Source organism: Paraburkholderia sp. SSBN10T, from assembly GCF_056619545.1.
In genome coordinates this window covers 405,727-421,170 of record NZ_JBWQQI010000002.1, presented here as the reverse complement: position 1 = coordinate 421,170, position 15,444 = coordinate 405,727, and the positions used below count along the sequence as shown (strand labels likewise).

The window sequence follows — 15,444 nt, the reverse complement described above, 5'->3', positions numbered from 1 at the left end:
TATATCGGCGCACTGGCGACAAAATTGAGGGGGCAACCGGTTTTTATACGCGCGCCGCAACGAGGTGGCGGCGCGCGTCAAATCAGGTTCGCACCAGCGAGCGACGCTTCATTTCAAGTTGCGTAATCAGGCGCTGCAAGGTGTTCTCGGCGCTGCCCGGCAGCCTCACGAAGCGCAGCCCGAGCTGATAGCGCAGCGTGCCGTTCGGCAGGTCGATGGCGCGGAACGACACCAGTTGCAGATCCAGCGAAAGCTTGCCCGGCGCCCCGAGGCTCAGTTCGCAATCTTCCAGCACGCAGCCCATCGGCAGGTCCGCGACGCGCGTATCGGTGGTGCGCATGCCGACCCCGCCGAGCGACAGGTCATGCACTTCGAAGCGGAAGCGCTCGCCGTCGGGCAAGCGGCCCGTGCAGGTATACGGATCGAGCACCGGCGCGTCGACGCGGAAAAACTCGCGGCGCTGAATGTAAAACAGCACTTCCGGGAAATCGGCTTCGAATGCCGGGTGGCCTTCGAACGTGGTTTCGCGCGGCGTACCGGTGGCGAATTCGACACGCACGCCGTCGGGTTGGGCATGGAAGGTGCAGCGGGGAGCCGCGATCAGACCGCGGTTCTGTTCGGCCAGTGCGCCCCAATCGAAGGTGAAGGTGCGCTCGCGCACGTTAACGTCGAGAATCCGGGTGACGAGTTGGCCTCCCTTGTACTGCGCGGTCAAAAAGTCGCCGCGGTTGACGAGATTGCGCAACTGGACACCGATCTCGAGCGGATTGCGGCGACCGAAATCGTTGCCGGTTTCAATAGAGCCGTCCGTCTGGCCGTTCGTCTCAGTGGTATCCATGGGCTTGCCGGTTTGCATGTTCGTACGGGCCCGTGCCCGAGGTCCAGTGCCGGGGCCCGTGACACGTGCGTTTGACCAGGAAAAGCTACCCCGGTATTAAGGTCTGACTGAATAGCGGCAGTCTGAACCCAAAGTTTAGGGTAATTGAAGCAAATATTTCCCGCAAACGTTAAACCGGACGCCTAGGCCCACCGGGCGCGGCGCCCTTAGCTCATGCGGTCCATGATCGACATGAGCTTTTTCGCATAATGCGGATCGGTTGCATAACCGGCGCGCTGCATGCCGATCGCAAAACCCGCGGCGTCGTGCGAACCGTTCAGCACCTGCGCATAACGCGGATTGTTCTTCAGCAGTTGCGCATAATCGGCCATGGCCTCGTCGTACGAGTCATAGGCGCGGAATTTCTCGACCACGCGCTGCGGCTTGCCGTTGTGGTACTCGGTGGTCATCGTCGTAACGACCTTGCCGGTCCAGTCCTTGGTCGCCTTGATGCCGAATACGTTGTGGCTGGGCTCGCCGTTCGCCTTCATGATCTCGCGCTTGCCCCAACCCGATTCGAGCGCAGCCTGGCCGATGATGAAACGCGCCGGCACGCCGGTGGTTTCGCTCGCGGCCTGCGCGGAGGCGGCCAGTTTGTCGACGAACGCGTTGACGTTGGTCGTGCCGTCGCCGTGCAGCGGCGGCGTCAAGGCGCTGTTGCGCGAGTAGCCCACGCCGCTCGCGAGCGAGCCGTTTGCCTGCGGGTTGCCGTAGGCCTTGGCCAGCGCGTTCAGCGCAGCGGTGCTGCCGCCTCCCGCGTCGCCGCTCTGCATGCCGGCGTTGTTCATCAACTGCTTGAGCATCGCATCGGCCACGCCGATTCCCTTGGACGACATCTGCTGCGCCATCTGCTCGTCCATCATCGAGGTGAACTGCGAGCCGTCGCGCGAATCGAGCGGGCCGTCCTGCGGCGTCGCATCCCGCATGCTTTTCAGCATCATCGTGATGAAGCTCGCATCGAACTGCTTGGCGGCCATCTTGACGCCCTGCTGGGGCGACGCGGCGACCTTGGCACGCAGGCTGTCGAACCCCTGCACATCGAGCGCAAAGCGCTGCGTCAGATCATTCGGGCCTGAAGTGGAATCGGTAGTCATCGCGGCTCCTTAGATGATTTCAAGTTCGGCGCGCAAGGCACCTGCTGCCTTCATCGCCTGCAGGATCGACATCAGGTCGGCGGGTGTCGCGCCGAGCGCATTGAGCGCCTTGACGACGTCGGCCAGGTTCGCACCGGCCTTCACGTACTTCAACGCGCCGTCGTCCTGCTTCAACTGGATCTGGGACTGCTGGGCCACCACGGTGCGGCCGTTCGAAAACGCGCCCGGCTGGCTGACCACCGGCTGCGTGTTGACCACCACCGAGAGATTGCCGTGCGCCACGGCGCAATTCTCCAGCGTCACCATCTGGTTCATCACGATCGAGCCGGTGCGCGCATTCAGCACGACCTTCGCCGCGCCTTGCGCGGGCTTCACATCGAGATCTTCGAGTTGCGCCATGAACGACACCTGCTGGGCCGGATCGGTCGGGGCACGCAACTGGATCGTGCGGCCGTCGAGCGGCGTGGCGGTACCCTGGCCGAACGCGTTGTTGACTGCGGCGACGATGCGCTGCGTCGTGTCGTAGTCCATGTCGTTCAGTTCGAGCTGCATCGTGCCGTCTTGCGTAATGCTGCTCTGCACCGCGCGTTCGACGATCGCCCCGGCGGCGATGCGCCCCGCAGCGAGCTGGTTCACCTGCACGCGGCTGCCGTTCGCGCTGGCGCCGGCGCCGCCCACCGCCATGTTGCCCTGGGCGAGCGCGTACACGGCGCCGTCCGCGCCCTTCATCGGCGTGAGCAGCAGCGTGCCGCCGCGCAGGCTCTTGGCGTTACCAAGCGACGAGACCGTCACGTCGATCGCCTCGCCCGGCCGGGCAAACGGCGGCAACACCGCGGTCACCATCACGGCGGCGACGTTCTTCAACTGGATGCTGGTGAGCGACGAGGTGCTGCTGTTCGACGAACCGGCCGACTGGTTGTTGATCGAGATACCGAGGTTGGCCAGCATGTTCGCCAGCGTCTGCGTCGTAAACGGCGTCTGCGTGGTCTGGTCACCGGTGCCGTCGAGACCGACGACGAGGCCGTAGCCGATCAGCGGGTTGTCCCGCACGCCCTGAATCGCCACGAGATCTTTCAGCCGTTCGGCGTGGGCGGCAGGTGTGGCGGGCGGCAGTGCGCCGCAGGCGAGCGCGAACACCACGCAGGCGAGGCCGAAACGGCGCAGACGGTGGAAAGATGGGAGTCTCATGATCACCACGGCGCCACGTTAAGGAAGAAGCGCTGTAGCCAACCCATGGTTTCCGCCTCGTCGATATAGCCCTTCGCCGAATACTCGATCTTGGCGTCGGCCACCTGGGTCGAATACACCGCGTTCAGGCCGGAAATCGTGTTCGGGTTGACCACGCCCGAGAAACGCACGAACTCGTTGCCCTGGTTGATCAGCATCTGCTTTTCGCCGCTCACTATCAGGTTGCCGTTCGGCAGCACGTTGGTCACCGTGACGGTGATCACGCCGTTGAACGTGTTCGACGCATTCGCTCCGCCCGTGCCCTGGAACACGTTGGCGCCCTGCGAGTTGAGATTCGCCTTGCCGAACAGGCCGCCGAGAAAACCGGCGGTCGTGGTGGAAAACGAGGTGGCCGAACTCCGGTTGGTGTTGGCGCCCGACGACTTGGTCGCGTTGATGTTTTCCTGGATGACGATAGTCAGGATGTCGCCAATATTGCGCGGCCGCTGGTCTTCGAACAGCGGCCGGCCCGCATAGCCCGGGTTGAAAATCGAGCCCGGCGTCTGCGCGTGCGGCGGCACCGGCGGCACAGCCGTCATCGGCTGCTGCACGATCGGCTGCTTCGGCATCTGCGCGCAGCCGCCGAGCGCCAGAACCAGCGCGCTGGCGGTGGCGAGGAGCGCGCTGCGCGCCTCGCCGGCTACCGGATTGGGATTGAATTGCGACATCGTATTTACCTGGCGTCTCACGTTCCGAGCGCTTAAACCTGCATTTGCGACAACGTCTGCAACATCTGGTCGGACGTGGTAACGGCCTTGCTGTTGATTTCGTACGCGCGCTGGGTCTGGATCATGTTGACCAGTTCCTGCACGACGTTCACATTCGAGGTTTCGACGTAGCCCTGTTGCAGCGAACCCGCGCCGTTCGAACCCGGCGTCGTGACGTTCGGCGTGCCCGACGAGCTGGTTTCCGCGAACAGGTTTTCGCCCTGCGCGTCGAGGCCGGCCGGGTTGATGAAGGTCGCGAGCTGCAGCGAGCCGATCTGCGTCGAGGTCGAGCTGTTGGCCTGCGTGATCGACACCGCGCCGTCAGTGCCGATCGTCAGCGAGGTGGCGTTCTGCGGCACCGTGATCGTCGGAGTGATCGGGTAGCCGCTCGAAGTCACCAGTTGGCCCTGCGCGTTGGTCTGGAACGAACCGTCGCGGGTGTAGCTGGTCGTGCCGTCGGGCATCTGCACCTGGAAGAAGCCGTTGCCGTTGATGGCGACGTCTTTCGAGTTGCCGGTTTGCTGCAGGTTGCCCTGCGTGTAGAGGCGCTCGGTGGCGACCTGTTGCACACCGGTGCCGAGCTGGATCCCCGAGGGCACTTCGGTCTGCTGGGTCGAATTGGCGCCCGGCTGACGGACCGTCTGATACAGCAGGTCTTCGAACACGGCGCGCGAACCCTTGAAGCCGTTGGTGCTGACGTTCGCGAGGTTGTTCGAGATGACGTCCATCTGGGACTGCTGCGCGTTCATGCCGGTCGCAGCGATATAGAGTGAGCGGTTCACGGTGTGGATTCTCCTGGGTGCACGTCTGGCGCGCCGCCCGTTAGCTGAAACTGAGCAACTGGTTGGCGGTCTGGTCGTTCTGGTCCGCGCTTTCGATCATCTTGGTCTGCATCTGGAACTGCCGCGCGTTGGTGATCATCGAGACCATCGCGTTCACCGGATTCACGTTGCTGCCCTCGAGCGATTCCGGCGCGAGCGTCACAGTCGGATCGGCGTCGGCCGGGTTGCCGTCGGCCGTGCGAAACAGGCCGTCGTCGCCACGCGTGAGCGTGCCGGCCGTCGGCTTCACCATCTTCAACTGGTCGATCACCGCGATGGCCGAGGCCGGATCTCCCGCCGCGAGCGCCGAGACCGTACCGTCCTTGCCGATCGTGATCGCCGCACCCGGCGGCACCGAAATCGGGCCGCCCGTGCCGAGCACCGGCAGGTTGCCCGCATTCACCAGTTGGCCGTTCTGGTCGATGTGCAGATTGCCGCCGCGCGTGTACGCTTCGCCGCCGTCGGCGGTCTGCACCGACAACCAGCCGTCGCCCTGCACCGCGACGTCGAGCGGGTTGCCGGTCTGCTGAATCGGTCCGGGCGTTTCGTCCGCGCCCGGTGTCGACGACAGCACGAAGGTACGCGTGGTCTGGTCGTTGACAGTGCTGCCGTCGCCGAACGACATCGGTACCGCGCGAAACGTCTCGAGCTGGGCGCGAAACCCGGTGGTCGAGGTATTCGCGAGATTGTTCGCGACAATGGCCTGCTGCTCGAGCGCCTGGGTGGCGCCCGACATCGCGGTATAAATCAGACGGTCGGTCATGCGTTCGGCTCCTGTGATGCTTACAGGTTGATCAACGTCTGGTCGACGGTCTGCTGCGTCTTGATCGTCTGCGCGTTCGCCTGATAGTTGCGTTGCGCGGTGATCAGATTGACCAGTTCGCTGGTCAGGTCCACGTTCGACTCTTCCACCGCGCCGCCTTGCAGCGTGCCGTGGTTCGTGCTGCCCGGGGTGGAGATCTGCGCGGAGCCCGACTGCGCGGTCTGCTGATACTCGTTATTGCCGAGGTCGACCAGGCCGTTCGGGTCGTTGAAGTTCGCGAGCACGATCTGACCGAGCGAGGACGTCTGACCGTTCGTATAGTTGCCGGTCAGTATGCCGTTGGTGCCGACCGTGAAGTTCGTCAGCTGGCCCGCGGCGAAGCCGTTCTGCGTCAGGTTGTTGACGCCGTCCGTGCTGCCGTACTGGGTGGTGCCGGCGATGCTCAGCGTGAGGCTCTGCGGCGTGCCTGAGCCGTCGGTGTTCGGGATCGTGAAAGCGAACGCGTCCGAGGTGGTCGTCGGCGACACGCTGGTGACGCCGCTCAGTGCGCCGGAGGTGCTGAAGCTCGCCGTACCGATCAGGCTTGCCGTGCCGCCCGAGACGCCCGCATAGACGTCCCATGCGCCGGAACCCGTCTTCGCGAAGTACATGTTCACGGTCTGCGAGCCGCCCAGCGAGTCGTACACCTGGGTCGAGGTCGAGTAGTTGTAGGTCGACGAATTGGTCGCGTCGAAGGTGGTCGGGGTCGGCGTAATCGCGACCGAATCGCCTGCGACCGGCGTGCCGGTCAGCGTGACTTCTTCACCCGTGCCAAGCGTGATCGCAGTGCCTGCCGTGTAGGTGGTCGCTGCGCCCGTCGTGCCCGTCGTGGTGTTGGTGACCGTGTACGAGGTCGGGCTCGTAAAGTTGACCGTGTAGCTGTCGGCATTCGTGCCGGCCGAAGCGGTCGTAATCGTCGCGCCGCTGCTCGCGAGCGAGCCCGTCGTTGTGACTACCGCCTTCGGCGTGCCCAGCATCAGCGCATCCTGCGCATTCAGGTTGAGCTGCGCGGAAATGCTGGTGGTGGGCGTCGGCGCGATATTGGTGGTCGGCACGGTCAGCGGCACCGTCTGCGCGCTGTTGATGATGCCGCTGGAATTCGCCGCATAACCCATCAACTGCAGCCCCTGGGCATTGACGATCTGACCGCTGCTGTTCAACTGGAACACGCCGTTACGCGAATACGTCAGCGCGCCGTTGTTCGACATCTGGAAGAAGCCGTTGCCGTTGATCGCGACGTCGAGCGCCTGATTGGTCGTATTGATCGTGCCTTGCGAGAACTGCTGCTGCACTTCCGCGAGCTGCGTGCCGATGCCGACCTGGTTGTTGACGGCCGTCGCCACCGAATTCGCATACATATCGGCGAACACCGCGGTGCCGCTCTTGAAGCCGATCGTGTCCGCGTTGGCAATGTTGTTGCCAATCACGTTGAGATCACTCGATGCAGCCGACAGGCCGCTCAAACCTTGCTGATAACCCATGACGGTCTCCGTTCCGGGGAATGTCGTAAATCGGTTGAACTGGTTGCTTTAGAGGACTGCCGCGACCGAGGTCAGGGCAACCGTATTGCCATTCGACAGCACGAGACTCGGTGCGCCGCCCGTACCCTGCACGACGCTCTCGACAGTGCCGGCGGTCAGCGTGGTGCCGGTGCCCGCGGCGCCGTTCACGGTGCCGGTCGCGGTGATCGTGTAGGTGCCGTCCGGCAGCGTGGCGCCCGTCGAATCGACCGGCGTCCAGGAGACCGGCACGGTGCCCGCCGGCTGTGCGCCCAGGTCGATCGTGTTGACGATCTTGCCGGCCGAGTTGACGACGTTGACCTTCATGTCGGACGCCGCGTTGGCGAGCTGCACGCCGAACTCGGTGGTCTTGCCGCTCGCCACGGTAATGGAGCTGCCCGGGGCCAGCACGCTCGAACCGATCAGCAGCGCCGCCTGCGAGGTCTGGCCCGCATTGAGCTGCGTCGCCAGCGAGGTCAGCGAGGTGTTCAACTGGCTGATGCCGGTCACGGTGTTGATCTGCGCGAGCTGCGAGGTCATCTGCGAGCTGTCCATCGGGTTGGTCGGATCCTGGTTCTGCAACTGCGTGACGAGCAGTTGCAGGAAGGTGTTTTGCAACGACGAACCCGAATTGGCTGAACTGCTGCCCGAACTGCTCGACGCGCTGGTCGCCGAGTTCGTGCCGTTCATCGTATCGAGCAGCGTCTTCGAGACCGTCGTCCCGCTGTTGCCGATTGTGGTTGAGCTGGTCAAGGAAGTGCTCCTCAGGTTCCGATCGTGAGAGTTTTCAGCATCAACTGCTTTGCCGTGTTCAGGGTTTCGACGTTCGCCTGGTACGCGCGCGACGCCGAGATCATGTTGACCATTTCTTCCACCGGGTCGACGTTCGGCATCGTGACGTAGCCGTTCGCGTCGGCCGCGGGGTTGCCCGGGTCGTAGGTGGTTTTCATCGGCGACGGGTCGTCCACCACGCCGGTCACCTGCACGCCGCCCACCTGCTGGCCGGACGCGGAACGCGCGCCGCCGATCGGGTTGACCGCGAACACCACCTGCTTGGCCTTGTACGGCTTGCCGTCGGGGCCTGTCGTACTGTCGGCGTTCGCCAGGTTCGACGCCGTCACGTTGAGCCGCTGCGACTCGGCCGACATGGCCGAACCGGCGACGGTGAATATGTTCATCAGCGATGGCATGGCTTCTCTGACCTCTCGTGCCGGCAAGTTCCGGCGTGATTACTTCCCGTGGGCGTGGTTTTTAGCGGTTACATCCAGTGTCTGCGGGTCGTCGCGTCATGGCTCGATCAGGAGCCGGACGTGATCGCCGACAGCATTGTTTTGATCTGGCCCGACAGTTCCGTCATGGTCGATTCGAAATGCAGCGAGTTATCGGCGAACTGCACGCGCTCCGCGTCGAGGTCCACCGTGTTGCCGTCGAGTGCCGGTTGCGTCGGAATGCGGTACTGCAACTGGCCGTAGTCGTCGCTCGGGCCGCCCGTGGCGATCAGGCTCGCCTTGCCGGCCATGTGGCCCGGCTCGGTCGAAGCCATCGTCATGCCGCTCGTCACGCCCGCGGGCTGGCTCAGCGCCAGCGTCGAGTTGTTCGATGCGCCCGTGCCGGTGGTCCCGTCCGTCTTCCTCAAGGCGCCCGCGAGGGTCGACGAGAAATTGACGTCACGCGCCTTGTAGTTCGGCGTGTCGGCGTTCGCGATGTTCGAAGACAGCAGTTCCTGCCGGTACGAGCGGACATCGAGCGCCTGACGGCCAAAGGCAAATTCGGCATCGAGTTTGTCGAGCATGGAAATCTCCGGATAACGTTCCCGCACCTGGCGCGCTGCAGCACGCACTCCACCTGCGGCCACCCAAAAGGGCTTTTTGCATGTGATGCATCTTAGGCGGGCCGTGCAAGCGGCAATCGTCGGAATAACCGGGGAAGGTCGCCTCTATTCAACGTTTGCGGCTCGATCCATGTCACTAGAATGCAATTCGTACCGTTGCCTCACGCTGGAGAATCGCGATGTCCCGATCCACTTTCGATGTGCCGCAGCCGCTGCGCCGCATCGTTGCGCGTCACACTGCCGTCTGGCTGGTGTGCGCGGTGGCCGGTGCGTGGAGCGCGCCCGCGGCGCTCGCCCAGACAGCCGGCGGACCGATCGTGATCCCCGGTCCCGGCGAACAGAATTCCGCCGATCTCGCACGGATGACGCAGATGGCGACCAGCAGCAACGGCAACAGCAGCGCCCGCGCGGCGGCGCCTTCGGCTCCGGCAACACCCGCCGCGCCTGTCACCGATCGCTTTGCCGCGCTGGAGAACGCCAGCGGCGCGATCGTGATTCCGGGTCCTGGCGAGGCTCCCGCCGCCCCGGCGAACGCCGCCGGCCTGACCCGTGTGAATCTGAATCCGTCGCTGGCCGCGAGTCAGGTCATGCCGGTGATCGTGAGTTCGACGCCGCCGCGTTCGGCCTACGCCGGCGCGGTGCGGCCCGTGAATGCCGCGCCTGCCGAGGCGCCCGGCGCGGCGTCGTCCGGCAACATCGAAATCGACAGTCTCGCCTCGCGCGGCGAGCCGCCCGAACTGGGCGCCAGCGCGCCGAGCCACGCGCCCGCGCCGCGTGGCGTCGCGCAAATACAGACTCAAGCGGCGCTGCCCAACCAGGCGCAGGCGCTCGCCGAAGCGGCACAGCGTGCGCAGGCGATTCAGGCGCTGAGTCAGGCGCAGGCCGCGCAAGTGGCCGCAAATCCGCGGACGCAGCCGGCTCGGGCCGTGGCAGCGTCGCAAACGGCTCAGGCGGCTCAGGCAGTTCAAGTGGCTCCAGCGACTCAAGCAGTTCAGGCAAAGCAGGCAGTTCAAGCGGTGCAGACCACTCAAGCCGCTCAGGCCACTCAAGCCGCCCTAGCCGCGCAGCCGGTGCCGGAAGGCCAGCAAGACGGCGAGGCGATCCACGCCGCCGCATTGGATTTCCTCAAGCAGCAGGCCGCCGGCCTGCCGGGCCGCGTCGAACTGACGGTGGCGCCGGCCTTCCCGCGCGGCCTCGCGGCCTGCGCCACGCTGCAGCCGTTCATGCCGAACGGCGCGCGCATGTGGGGCCGCACGACGGTCGGCGTGCGCTGCACGAGCGGGCATCCGTGGACGGTGTGGCTGCAGGCGAAGGTCTCGATCCATACCACTTACTATGTCGCCGCCCGCGCCATGCTGCCCGGCGAAGTGATCTCGGAAGCCGATCTGGTGAGCCGCGACGGCGACCTGACGCTGCTGCCGACGTCGATCGTCACGGCGCCCTCGCAGGCGGTCGGCTCGGTCACCCTGATGCGGGTGGGCGCGGGCCTGCCGCTGCGTCAGGACATGTTGAAGAACGCCGCCCAGGTGACGGCGGGCCAGACGGTGCGGGTGGTGGCGCAGGGCAACGGCTTTTCGATTTCGTCGGAAGGCAGCGCGCTCAGTAACGCGACGCCCGGCCAGCCGGTCAGGGTGAAAACCTCGGCCGGCCAGATCATCATGGGTATCGTGAAGGACAGTTCGACGGTCCAGATCCAGATGTGATCCGGACCTGAAAGTGGGGGTGGTGGCGGGATTCACGCGGAAAGCCGACTGGGCAAGCCGTTACAAACGGATACATCGATTGCGCTAAAGTTTGGATTCTTGAATGCCGTTATAAGAATCAAATCGCACAGGAAGCCAATCGTGAAAATCGATTCCACCACCAACACCATGCCGGACAGCCTGACGGGCAGCGCCACGCGCGCCCAGCAGGACAGCCTGGCCCCGGCGGCTACCACCGCCCAAGGCACGGGAAGCGCCGTGCAAGCCGCCACCAGCTCGGGGGGCGACGCGAACGTGAGCCTGTCGGGCTTGTCGTCCGATCTGCGCAACCAGACAGCATCGGGTTCGGCAGACATCGACACCGCTCACGTCGAATCGATCAAGGCGGCCATCAAGAGCGGCACGCTGACCATCGACCCGAACAAGATTGCCGACGGCGTGCTGGAAACGACACGCAGTCTGCTGCAAACGAGAGCCCCGGCGACCGGCAATTAAGGCTGGACGCCGTCAGGCGATCCCCTTGAAAACCGGCCCACGCGTCATGCGCGGGCGCTGTGAGAGCGAGTTGTGATGAAAGACGCACTGCTGGCAACCGTTATCGACGAATACGCGACGATCGAGGAATTCGCCTCGGTGCTCGTCGTCGAACAGAAAGCGCTGACCCAGGTGGACCCGGCCGAGATGCTGGGGCCGATCGTCGAGAAGAAGACCGAACTGGTCGGCAAGCTGGCCTCGCTGGAGAAGATCCGCGACACGCAGCTCGCCGAAATGGGTCTGCCGGCCGGCTGGAACGGCATCGAACTGGCTGCCGGAGGCGATCCGAAGCTGGCCGCGCAGTGGTCGCTGCTGCAGCAATCCGTAGAACGCGCGCGCCGCTCGAACAAGATCAACGGCGTACTGATCCGAACCCGCATGGACTACAACCAGCGCGCCCTCGACGTGCTGCAGGTCCGTCCGCCCAAGCCCGCGCTGTATGGTCCCGATGGGCGCGTGCCGGGATTCGGCTCGCTGTAAGCGCCGCCAGGCGGGGCGGCTGCCAGGCCGGCGCCCCGCTCCGCTTTACCTCTCGCTCCGAGCTTTATCGCTCTGCGTGACCTCTCTGCGCTTTTCCTTCCCCCGCCTGGTCCCACCGCAAAAAAAAAGCGCCGTCACAAGGACGGCGCAAATCGCGTTGGGTCGATGCGCGGCAGCCACGCTAAACCATCAGCCGCCCACCGCTGTCATTCATTCCGCTTCGGCCTTGGCCCACGCCATCTCGCGCAGGCGCGTACGCAGCCGCGCGACGGCCTGGCTATGCAACTGGCAAACCCGCGATTCGCTGACTTCCATCACCGCGCCGATCTCGCGCAGGTTCATGCCGCGCTCGTAATACAGCGACATCAACAGCTTTTCGCGCTCCGGCAGACGCTCGATCGCCTCGACCAGCGCCGCACGCAGGCTTTCGTCGAGCAGCGCCGAGAGCGGGTCCGAGTGGTCGACGCAATAACGGTCGAGGAACGGCTCGTCGTCGGCGGAGCGATCGAAGTCTTCGTAATAGATCAACTGGCTGCCGTGCAGGTCCTGCAACATCGCCTGATACTCGTTGAGCGGCATGTTCAGGTGACCCGCAATCTCGGTTTCGCTCGCCGAGCGGCCGAGCGTCTGTTCCACCTGATGCACGGCCGTCTCCACCTCGCGCGAGGTACGGCGCAGGCTGCGCGGCAGCCAGTCGTTGCTGCGCAGCTCGTCGAGCATCGCGCCGCGAATCCGCTGACTCGCATAGGTTTCGAACTGCGCGCCCTGGTCTTCCTTGTAGCGGCTCGCCGCGTCCAGCAGCCCGATCATGCCGGCCTGAATCAGATCGTCGAGATCGACGCTCGCCGGCATCTTGGCCACAAGCTGCAAGCCGAGCCGCCGCACGAGCGGCGCGTACTTCGTCAGAACCTCGGCTTGGGAAATCTTTCCCTGAGCGTTGTACATCGTGCTCCCCTTGTCCGCGCCGCGCCTTCAGGCGAGCTGCGCAGACGGTTGGTCGGCGTGTTGCGCCGCTGTTACTGCCGTCGTCGGCGCCACCCAGTGGTGCCGTGACGACATCGCTGACCGCATCGGCCAATACTGCAATTCGGCGGCAAGATGCCGGTAATCGCGCGCGGCGGGCGTCGACGGAAAGGCGTCGACCACGCAGCGCGACAATTCCTGCGCCCGCGCCATGCGCGGATCGGCGGCGATACAGCCCGCGTCTTCCAGCGACACGGCCAGATAGCGCCCTGCCACCCCCGCCAGGTTTTCGAACGCGGTATGCGCGTCCGTCACGCTCTGCACGTGATTCACCAGCACACGGAACTGCGCGAGGCCGTGTGCGTAGTGCAAGCGCTTCATGCAGGCATACGCGTCGGTGATCGCCTGCGCGGCGACACGCGTGACGATCATCAGGTCATGCGCCTGCATGGCCAATGCCGAGAGCTGGCCGAACTCGTCGAGCTGCGCGTCGATCAGAACCACGTCGGCGGGTCCGGTCAGCACCGCGCCCAGTTGTGCCGCGCTGTAGCCTTCGCGATTGCTGCGCGAGGCGGCCAGCACTGAAAAGCCCAGTGCATGACGTGCGACGGCGGCTTCAAGCGGCATCTCGCCGCGCATCACGGCCGCGAAATTGCCCGCGCCGTGCATGCCGCCGAGCATCGCGCTCACGGAGTAATCGTCAAGGCACTCGTCGATCACGAGCACGTCTTTGCCCTGCTCAGCGAGTGCGGCCGCCAGATTGACGACGGTCGTGGTGCGGCCGACGCTGATCGAGCCGCCCGTCACCGCCAGCACGCGTGAGCCGCTGCGCGCCAGCAGGCGGCGCAGTCCTTCTGCCTGATCCGAGACGACTTTATCCAAAGCGTACCTCGTGCAGTTCGGCCGTCGAGCGTGCGGAAAGTGCGGAAAGCAAAGCCGGAATATCGTCGTCGTGCGGCACGAACGGTGAACTGTCGCGAGGAATGCAGAAAGCGCTCTTGATCAGGAATTTCCTCGTCGCGACGTACAGGTTCTCGGGCACCTTCTGACCGGTCGAGACGTAGTGCACCGGCAGCTTGTAGCGGATCACCGTGTCGAGCACGCCGCCCAGGTTAGTGGCTTCGTCGAGCTTGGTCAGGATGCAGCCGGCGAGCGCCTGCTGATCCGGCGCGCGCTGATAGGCCTGCACGACTTCGTTGAGCGTGTCGCCGTGGCAGGTGGCGTTCAGCAGCAGCAGGCGCTGCACCGGCTGTCCGGCGCGGCACAGCATGGCGATCTGGTCGGACACGAGGCGGTCGCGCTGGCTCATGCCGATCGTGTCGATCAGCACGATGTGCTTGTTGCGCAGCTCGGCGAGCGCCAGTTGCAGATCGGCGCCGTCCTTCACCGCATGCACCGAGACGCCGAGGATCTTGCCGAAAATGCGCAGTTGCTCATGGCCGCCGATCCGGTAGCTGTCGGTGGTGAGCAGCGCCACCTTGCTGGCGCCGAAGCGCATCACGCAACGCGCGGCGAGCTTGGCGGTGGTGGTCGTCTTGCCGACCCCCGTCGGGCCCATCAGCGCGAACACGCCGCCGCGCTCCATCAGCGCGTCTTCGTTTTCCATCACCGGCAGATTCGACTCGAGTACGCTGCGCACCCAGTCCATCCCGCCGTCCATGTTGTCGATCTCAGCCGGCAGGTTGTCGACCAGCATCTGCACCAGTTGCGCGGAGAAGCCCGCAGCGAACAGGTGCTTGGTGAGCGAGGCGCGCGCCGGGCTGCGGCGCTGGCGGTCGGCCCACAACAGGCCGGCGAAGTGTTCCTCCATCATGCCGCGCATCGAGGAGAGCTCGCTCATCACCGTTTCGTTGACGACCTGCTCCATGCGCGTCTTGATGGCTTCGGTGACGCTTGCCGCGGTGCTGCCCGTGGCGCGGACCTCGTCCGGCGCGCTCAGCTTCTGGGAGGCGCGGCGCGCGGCCAGTTGGGCGGCTTCGCGCGCCCACTCGGGCGTGTCGGGGTGGTGCGCCGGCTGCCGGGCGCCGACCTGAATCTCAACCGGAGCGCCGAGGCCCTTGGCCATCGCGGCGGCCGGCGTCATCGACGACGGGCGGGCGCTGTAGGCGCCCTGCTGCTTGCCGGCGATGCTGCGGGCGTGATCGATCAGCCAGGGGTTCGACTCCGCCATGGTGCGCGGCGCGGACGGGACGATCGGTGCGATCGGCGCGGGCGGGACGCCGGCGGCCTTGAGGACGTCGGCGCGGATGTCGTCGCTCGAACGCGGCACCTGGGGGATCTGCGCGGCGGGTTGTGCCGCAGCTTGCACAGACGCGGCCTGCGGCGCAGGTTTGCTTTGCGGCGTGTGGGCGGCTTCCGGCAACAGCGGAGCCGGGTGCGGGACGGCGGCCGGCTGTTCGGCGGCGCTTGCCGCGGCGGGCGGCACGGCGGCCTGTACAGCGGACACCGCCGCAGGATGAGCCGGCGAGTTGCTCGACGACATGCTCTCGGTACCGGCTTCCGGGCTCGCGCCGAACACCGACGAAAACACGTCCGGCATGCCGCTCGCGTACGGATTCGGCTGCATCGGCTGCGTGCTGCGGGGAGCCGCTGCCGGGTAGCCCGGCTTGGCTGCCGCGTTGCTCGCGCCGTCGCGCGCCTTCGGGGTGATCGCCGCCAGATCGCTATCCGCGAGCGCAACGATTTCGACCGTGCCGTCCTCTATCGTGCGGGTCGACAGCACGACCGCGTCCGAGCCCAGTGCCTCGCGTACGAGACGCAGCGCATCGCGACTGGTAGCACCGACAAATTTACGAATATTCAAGCTCGACCCCCGATGAGGTTGACGGACCGGCAACATACCGCTTTCCATTGAGATCGATTATTGCGAAAGATGTCGAGCGACGATCGCTTGATAAAAGCCTGGA

Annotated in this window: 16 protein-coding genes; 3 read left to right on the top strand and 13 right to left on the bottom strand. The window is 65.3% G+C overall.

From position 1 onward, the window contains the following. Positions 1 to 82 precede the first annotated feature (82 nt). The 10 genes from AC1ECK_RS04485 to flgB all read right to left on the bottom strand — a co-directional run bounded on the left by AC1ECK_RS04485 (position 83) and on the right by flgB (position 8,819). Positions 83 to 838 (bottom strand): flagellar brake protein, encoded by a 756-nt coding sequence (locus AC1ECK_RS04485; RefSeq protein ID WP_480316273.1) that lies wholly within the window; start codon positions 836 to 838, stop codon positions 83 to 85. 206 nt (positions 839 to 1,044) lie between these two features. After that, positions 1,045 to 1,971, bottom strand: coding sequence for a flagellar assembly peptidoglycan hydrolase FlgJ (gene flgJ, locus AC1ECK_RS04480; protein WP_480316271.1), 927 nt, complete (start codon positions 1,969 to 1,971; stop codon positions 1,045 to 1,047). 9 nt (positions 1,972 to 1,980) lie between these two features. Beyond that, on the bottom strand, positions 1,981 to 3,159 hold the full coding sequence (locus AC1ECK_RS04475; RefSeq protein ID WP_480316269.1) for a flagellar basal body P-ring protein FlgI: 1,179 nt from the start codon (positions 3,157 to 3,159) through the stop codon (positions 1,981 to 1,983). A gap of 2 nt (positions 3,160 to 3,161) precedes the next feature. Next, a complete protein-coding gene (gene flgH / locus AC1ECK_RS04470) occupies positions 3,162 to 3,866 on the bottom strand; it encodes a flagellar basal body L-ring protein FlgH (protein ID WP_480316267.1) in 705 nt (234 codons plus the stop codon). Between the two features lie 32 nt (positions 3,867 to 3,898). Then, positions 3,899 to 4,687, bottom strand: a complete 789-nt coding sequence (gene flgG, locus AC1ECK_RS04465; RefSeq protein ID WP_480316265.1) for a flagellar basal-body rod protein FlgG — start codon at positions 4,685 to 4,687, stop codon at positions 3,899 to 3,901. A gap of 40 nt (positions 4,688 to 4,727) precedes the next feature. Beyond that, positions 4,728 to 5,489, bottom strand: a complete 762-nt coding sequence (gene flgF / locus AC1ECK_RS04460) for a flagellar basal-body rod protein FlgF (RefSeq protein WP_480316263.1) — start codon at positions 5,487 to 5,489, stop codon at positions 4,728 to 4,730. Positions 5,490 to 5,509: 20 nt separating this feature from the next. Next, positions 5,510 to 7,009, bottom strand: coding sequence for a flagellar hook protein FlgE (locus AC1ECK_RS04455; protein WP_480316261.1), 1,500 nt, complete (start codon positions 7,007 to 7,009; stop codon positions 5,510 to 5,512). 48 nt (positions 7,010 to 7,057) lie between these two features. Continuing rightward, a complete protein-coding gene (locus AC1ECK_RS04450; RefSeq protein WP_480316259.1) occupies positions 7,058 to 7,780 on the bottom strand; it encodes a flagellar hook assembly protein FlgD in 723 nt (240 codons plus the stop codon). Between the two features lie 11 nt (positions 7,781 to 7,791). Continuing rightward, entirely contained in the window at positions 7,792 to 8,217 is a 426-nt protein-coding gene (gene flgC, locus AC1ECK_RS04445) for a flagellar basal body rod protein FlgC (protein WP_480316257.1), read from the bottom strand. Between the two features lie 107 nt (positions 8,218 to 8,324). After that, a complete protein-coding gene (gene flgB, locus AC1ECK_RS04440) occupies positions 8,325 to 8,819 on the bottom strand; it encodes a flagellar basal body rod protein FlgB (RefSeq protein ID WP_480316255.1) in 495 nt (164 codons plus the stop codon). A gap of 218 nt (positions 8,820 to 9,037) precedes the next feature. Here flgB and flgA point away from each other — a divergent pair, with 218 nt between their 5' ends. The 3 genes from flgA to AC1ECK_RS04425 all read left to right on the top strand — a co-directional run bounded on the left by flgA (position 9,038) and on the right by AC1ECK_RS04425 (position 11,575). Then, on the top strand, positions 9,038 to 10,561 hold the full coding sequence (gene flgA / locus AC1ECK_RS04435; RefSeq protein WP_480316253.1) for a flagellar basal body P-ring formation chaperone FlgA: 1,524 nt from the start codon (positions 9,038 to 9,040) through the stop codon (positions 10,559 to 10,561). A 141-nt stretch (positions 10,562 to 10,702) separates the two neighbouring features. Then, positions 10,703 to 11,056 carry a flagellar biosynthesis anti-sigma factor FlgM gene (flgM, locus tag AC1ECK_RS04430; protein ID WP_480316251.1) on the top strand — a complete coding sequence of 118 codons (354 nt, stop codon included), beginning with the start codon at positions 10,703 to 10,705 and terminating at the stop codon, positions 11,054 to 11,056. A gap of 75 nt (positions 11,057 to 11,131) precedes the next feature. After that, positions 11,132 to 11,575: a flagella synthesis protein FlgN gene (locus tag AC1ECK_RS04425; protein WP_480316249.1), complete on the top strand. Its 444-nt coding sequence runs from the start codon at positions 11,132 to 11,134 to the stop codon at positions 11,573 to 11,575. Positions 11,576 to 11,785: 210 nt separating this feature from the next. Here AC1ECK_RS04425 and AC1ECK_RS04420 read toward each other — a convergent pair whose 3' ends face one another. Genes AC1ECK_RS04420 through flhF form a run of 3 tightly spaced genes read right to left on the bottom strand, consistent with a single transcriptional unit; the run spans position 11,786 to position 15,341 of the window. Continuing rightward, positions 11,786 to 12,520 (bottom strand): RNA polymerase sigma factor FliA, encoded by a 735-nt coding sequence (locus tag AC1ECK_RS04420; RefSeq protein ID WP_480316247.1) that lies wholly within the window; start codon positions 12,518 to 12,520, stop codon positions 11,786 to 11,788. Between the two features lie 27 nt (positions 12,521 to 12,547). Next, positions 12,548 to 13,420, bottom strand: coding sequence for a MinD/ParA family ATP-binding protein (locus AC1ECK_RS04415; RefSeq protein WP_480316245.1), 873 nt, complete (start codon positions 13,418 to 13,420; stop codon positions 12,548 to 12,550). After that, positions 13,413 to 15,341: a flagellar biosynthesis GTPase FlhF gene (gene flhF, locus AC1ECK_RS04410; protein WP_480316243.1), complete on the bottom strand. Its 1,929-nt coding sequence runs from the start codon at positions 15,339 to 15,341 to the stop codon at positions 13,413 to 13,415. Before flhF ends, AC1ECK_RS04415 begins: the two co-directional genes overlap by 8 nt. Between the last annotated feature and the right edge of the window lie 103 nt (positions 15,342 to 15,444).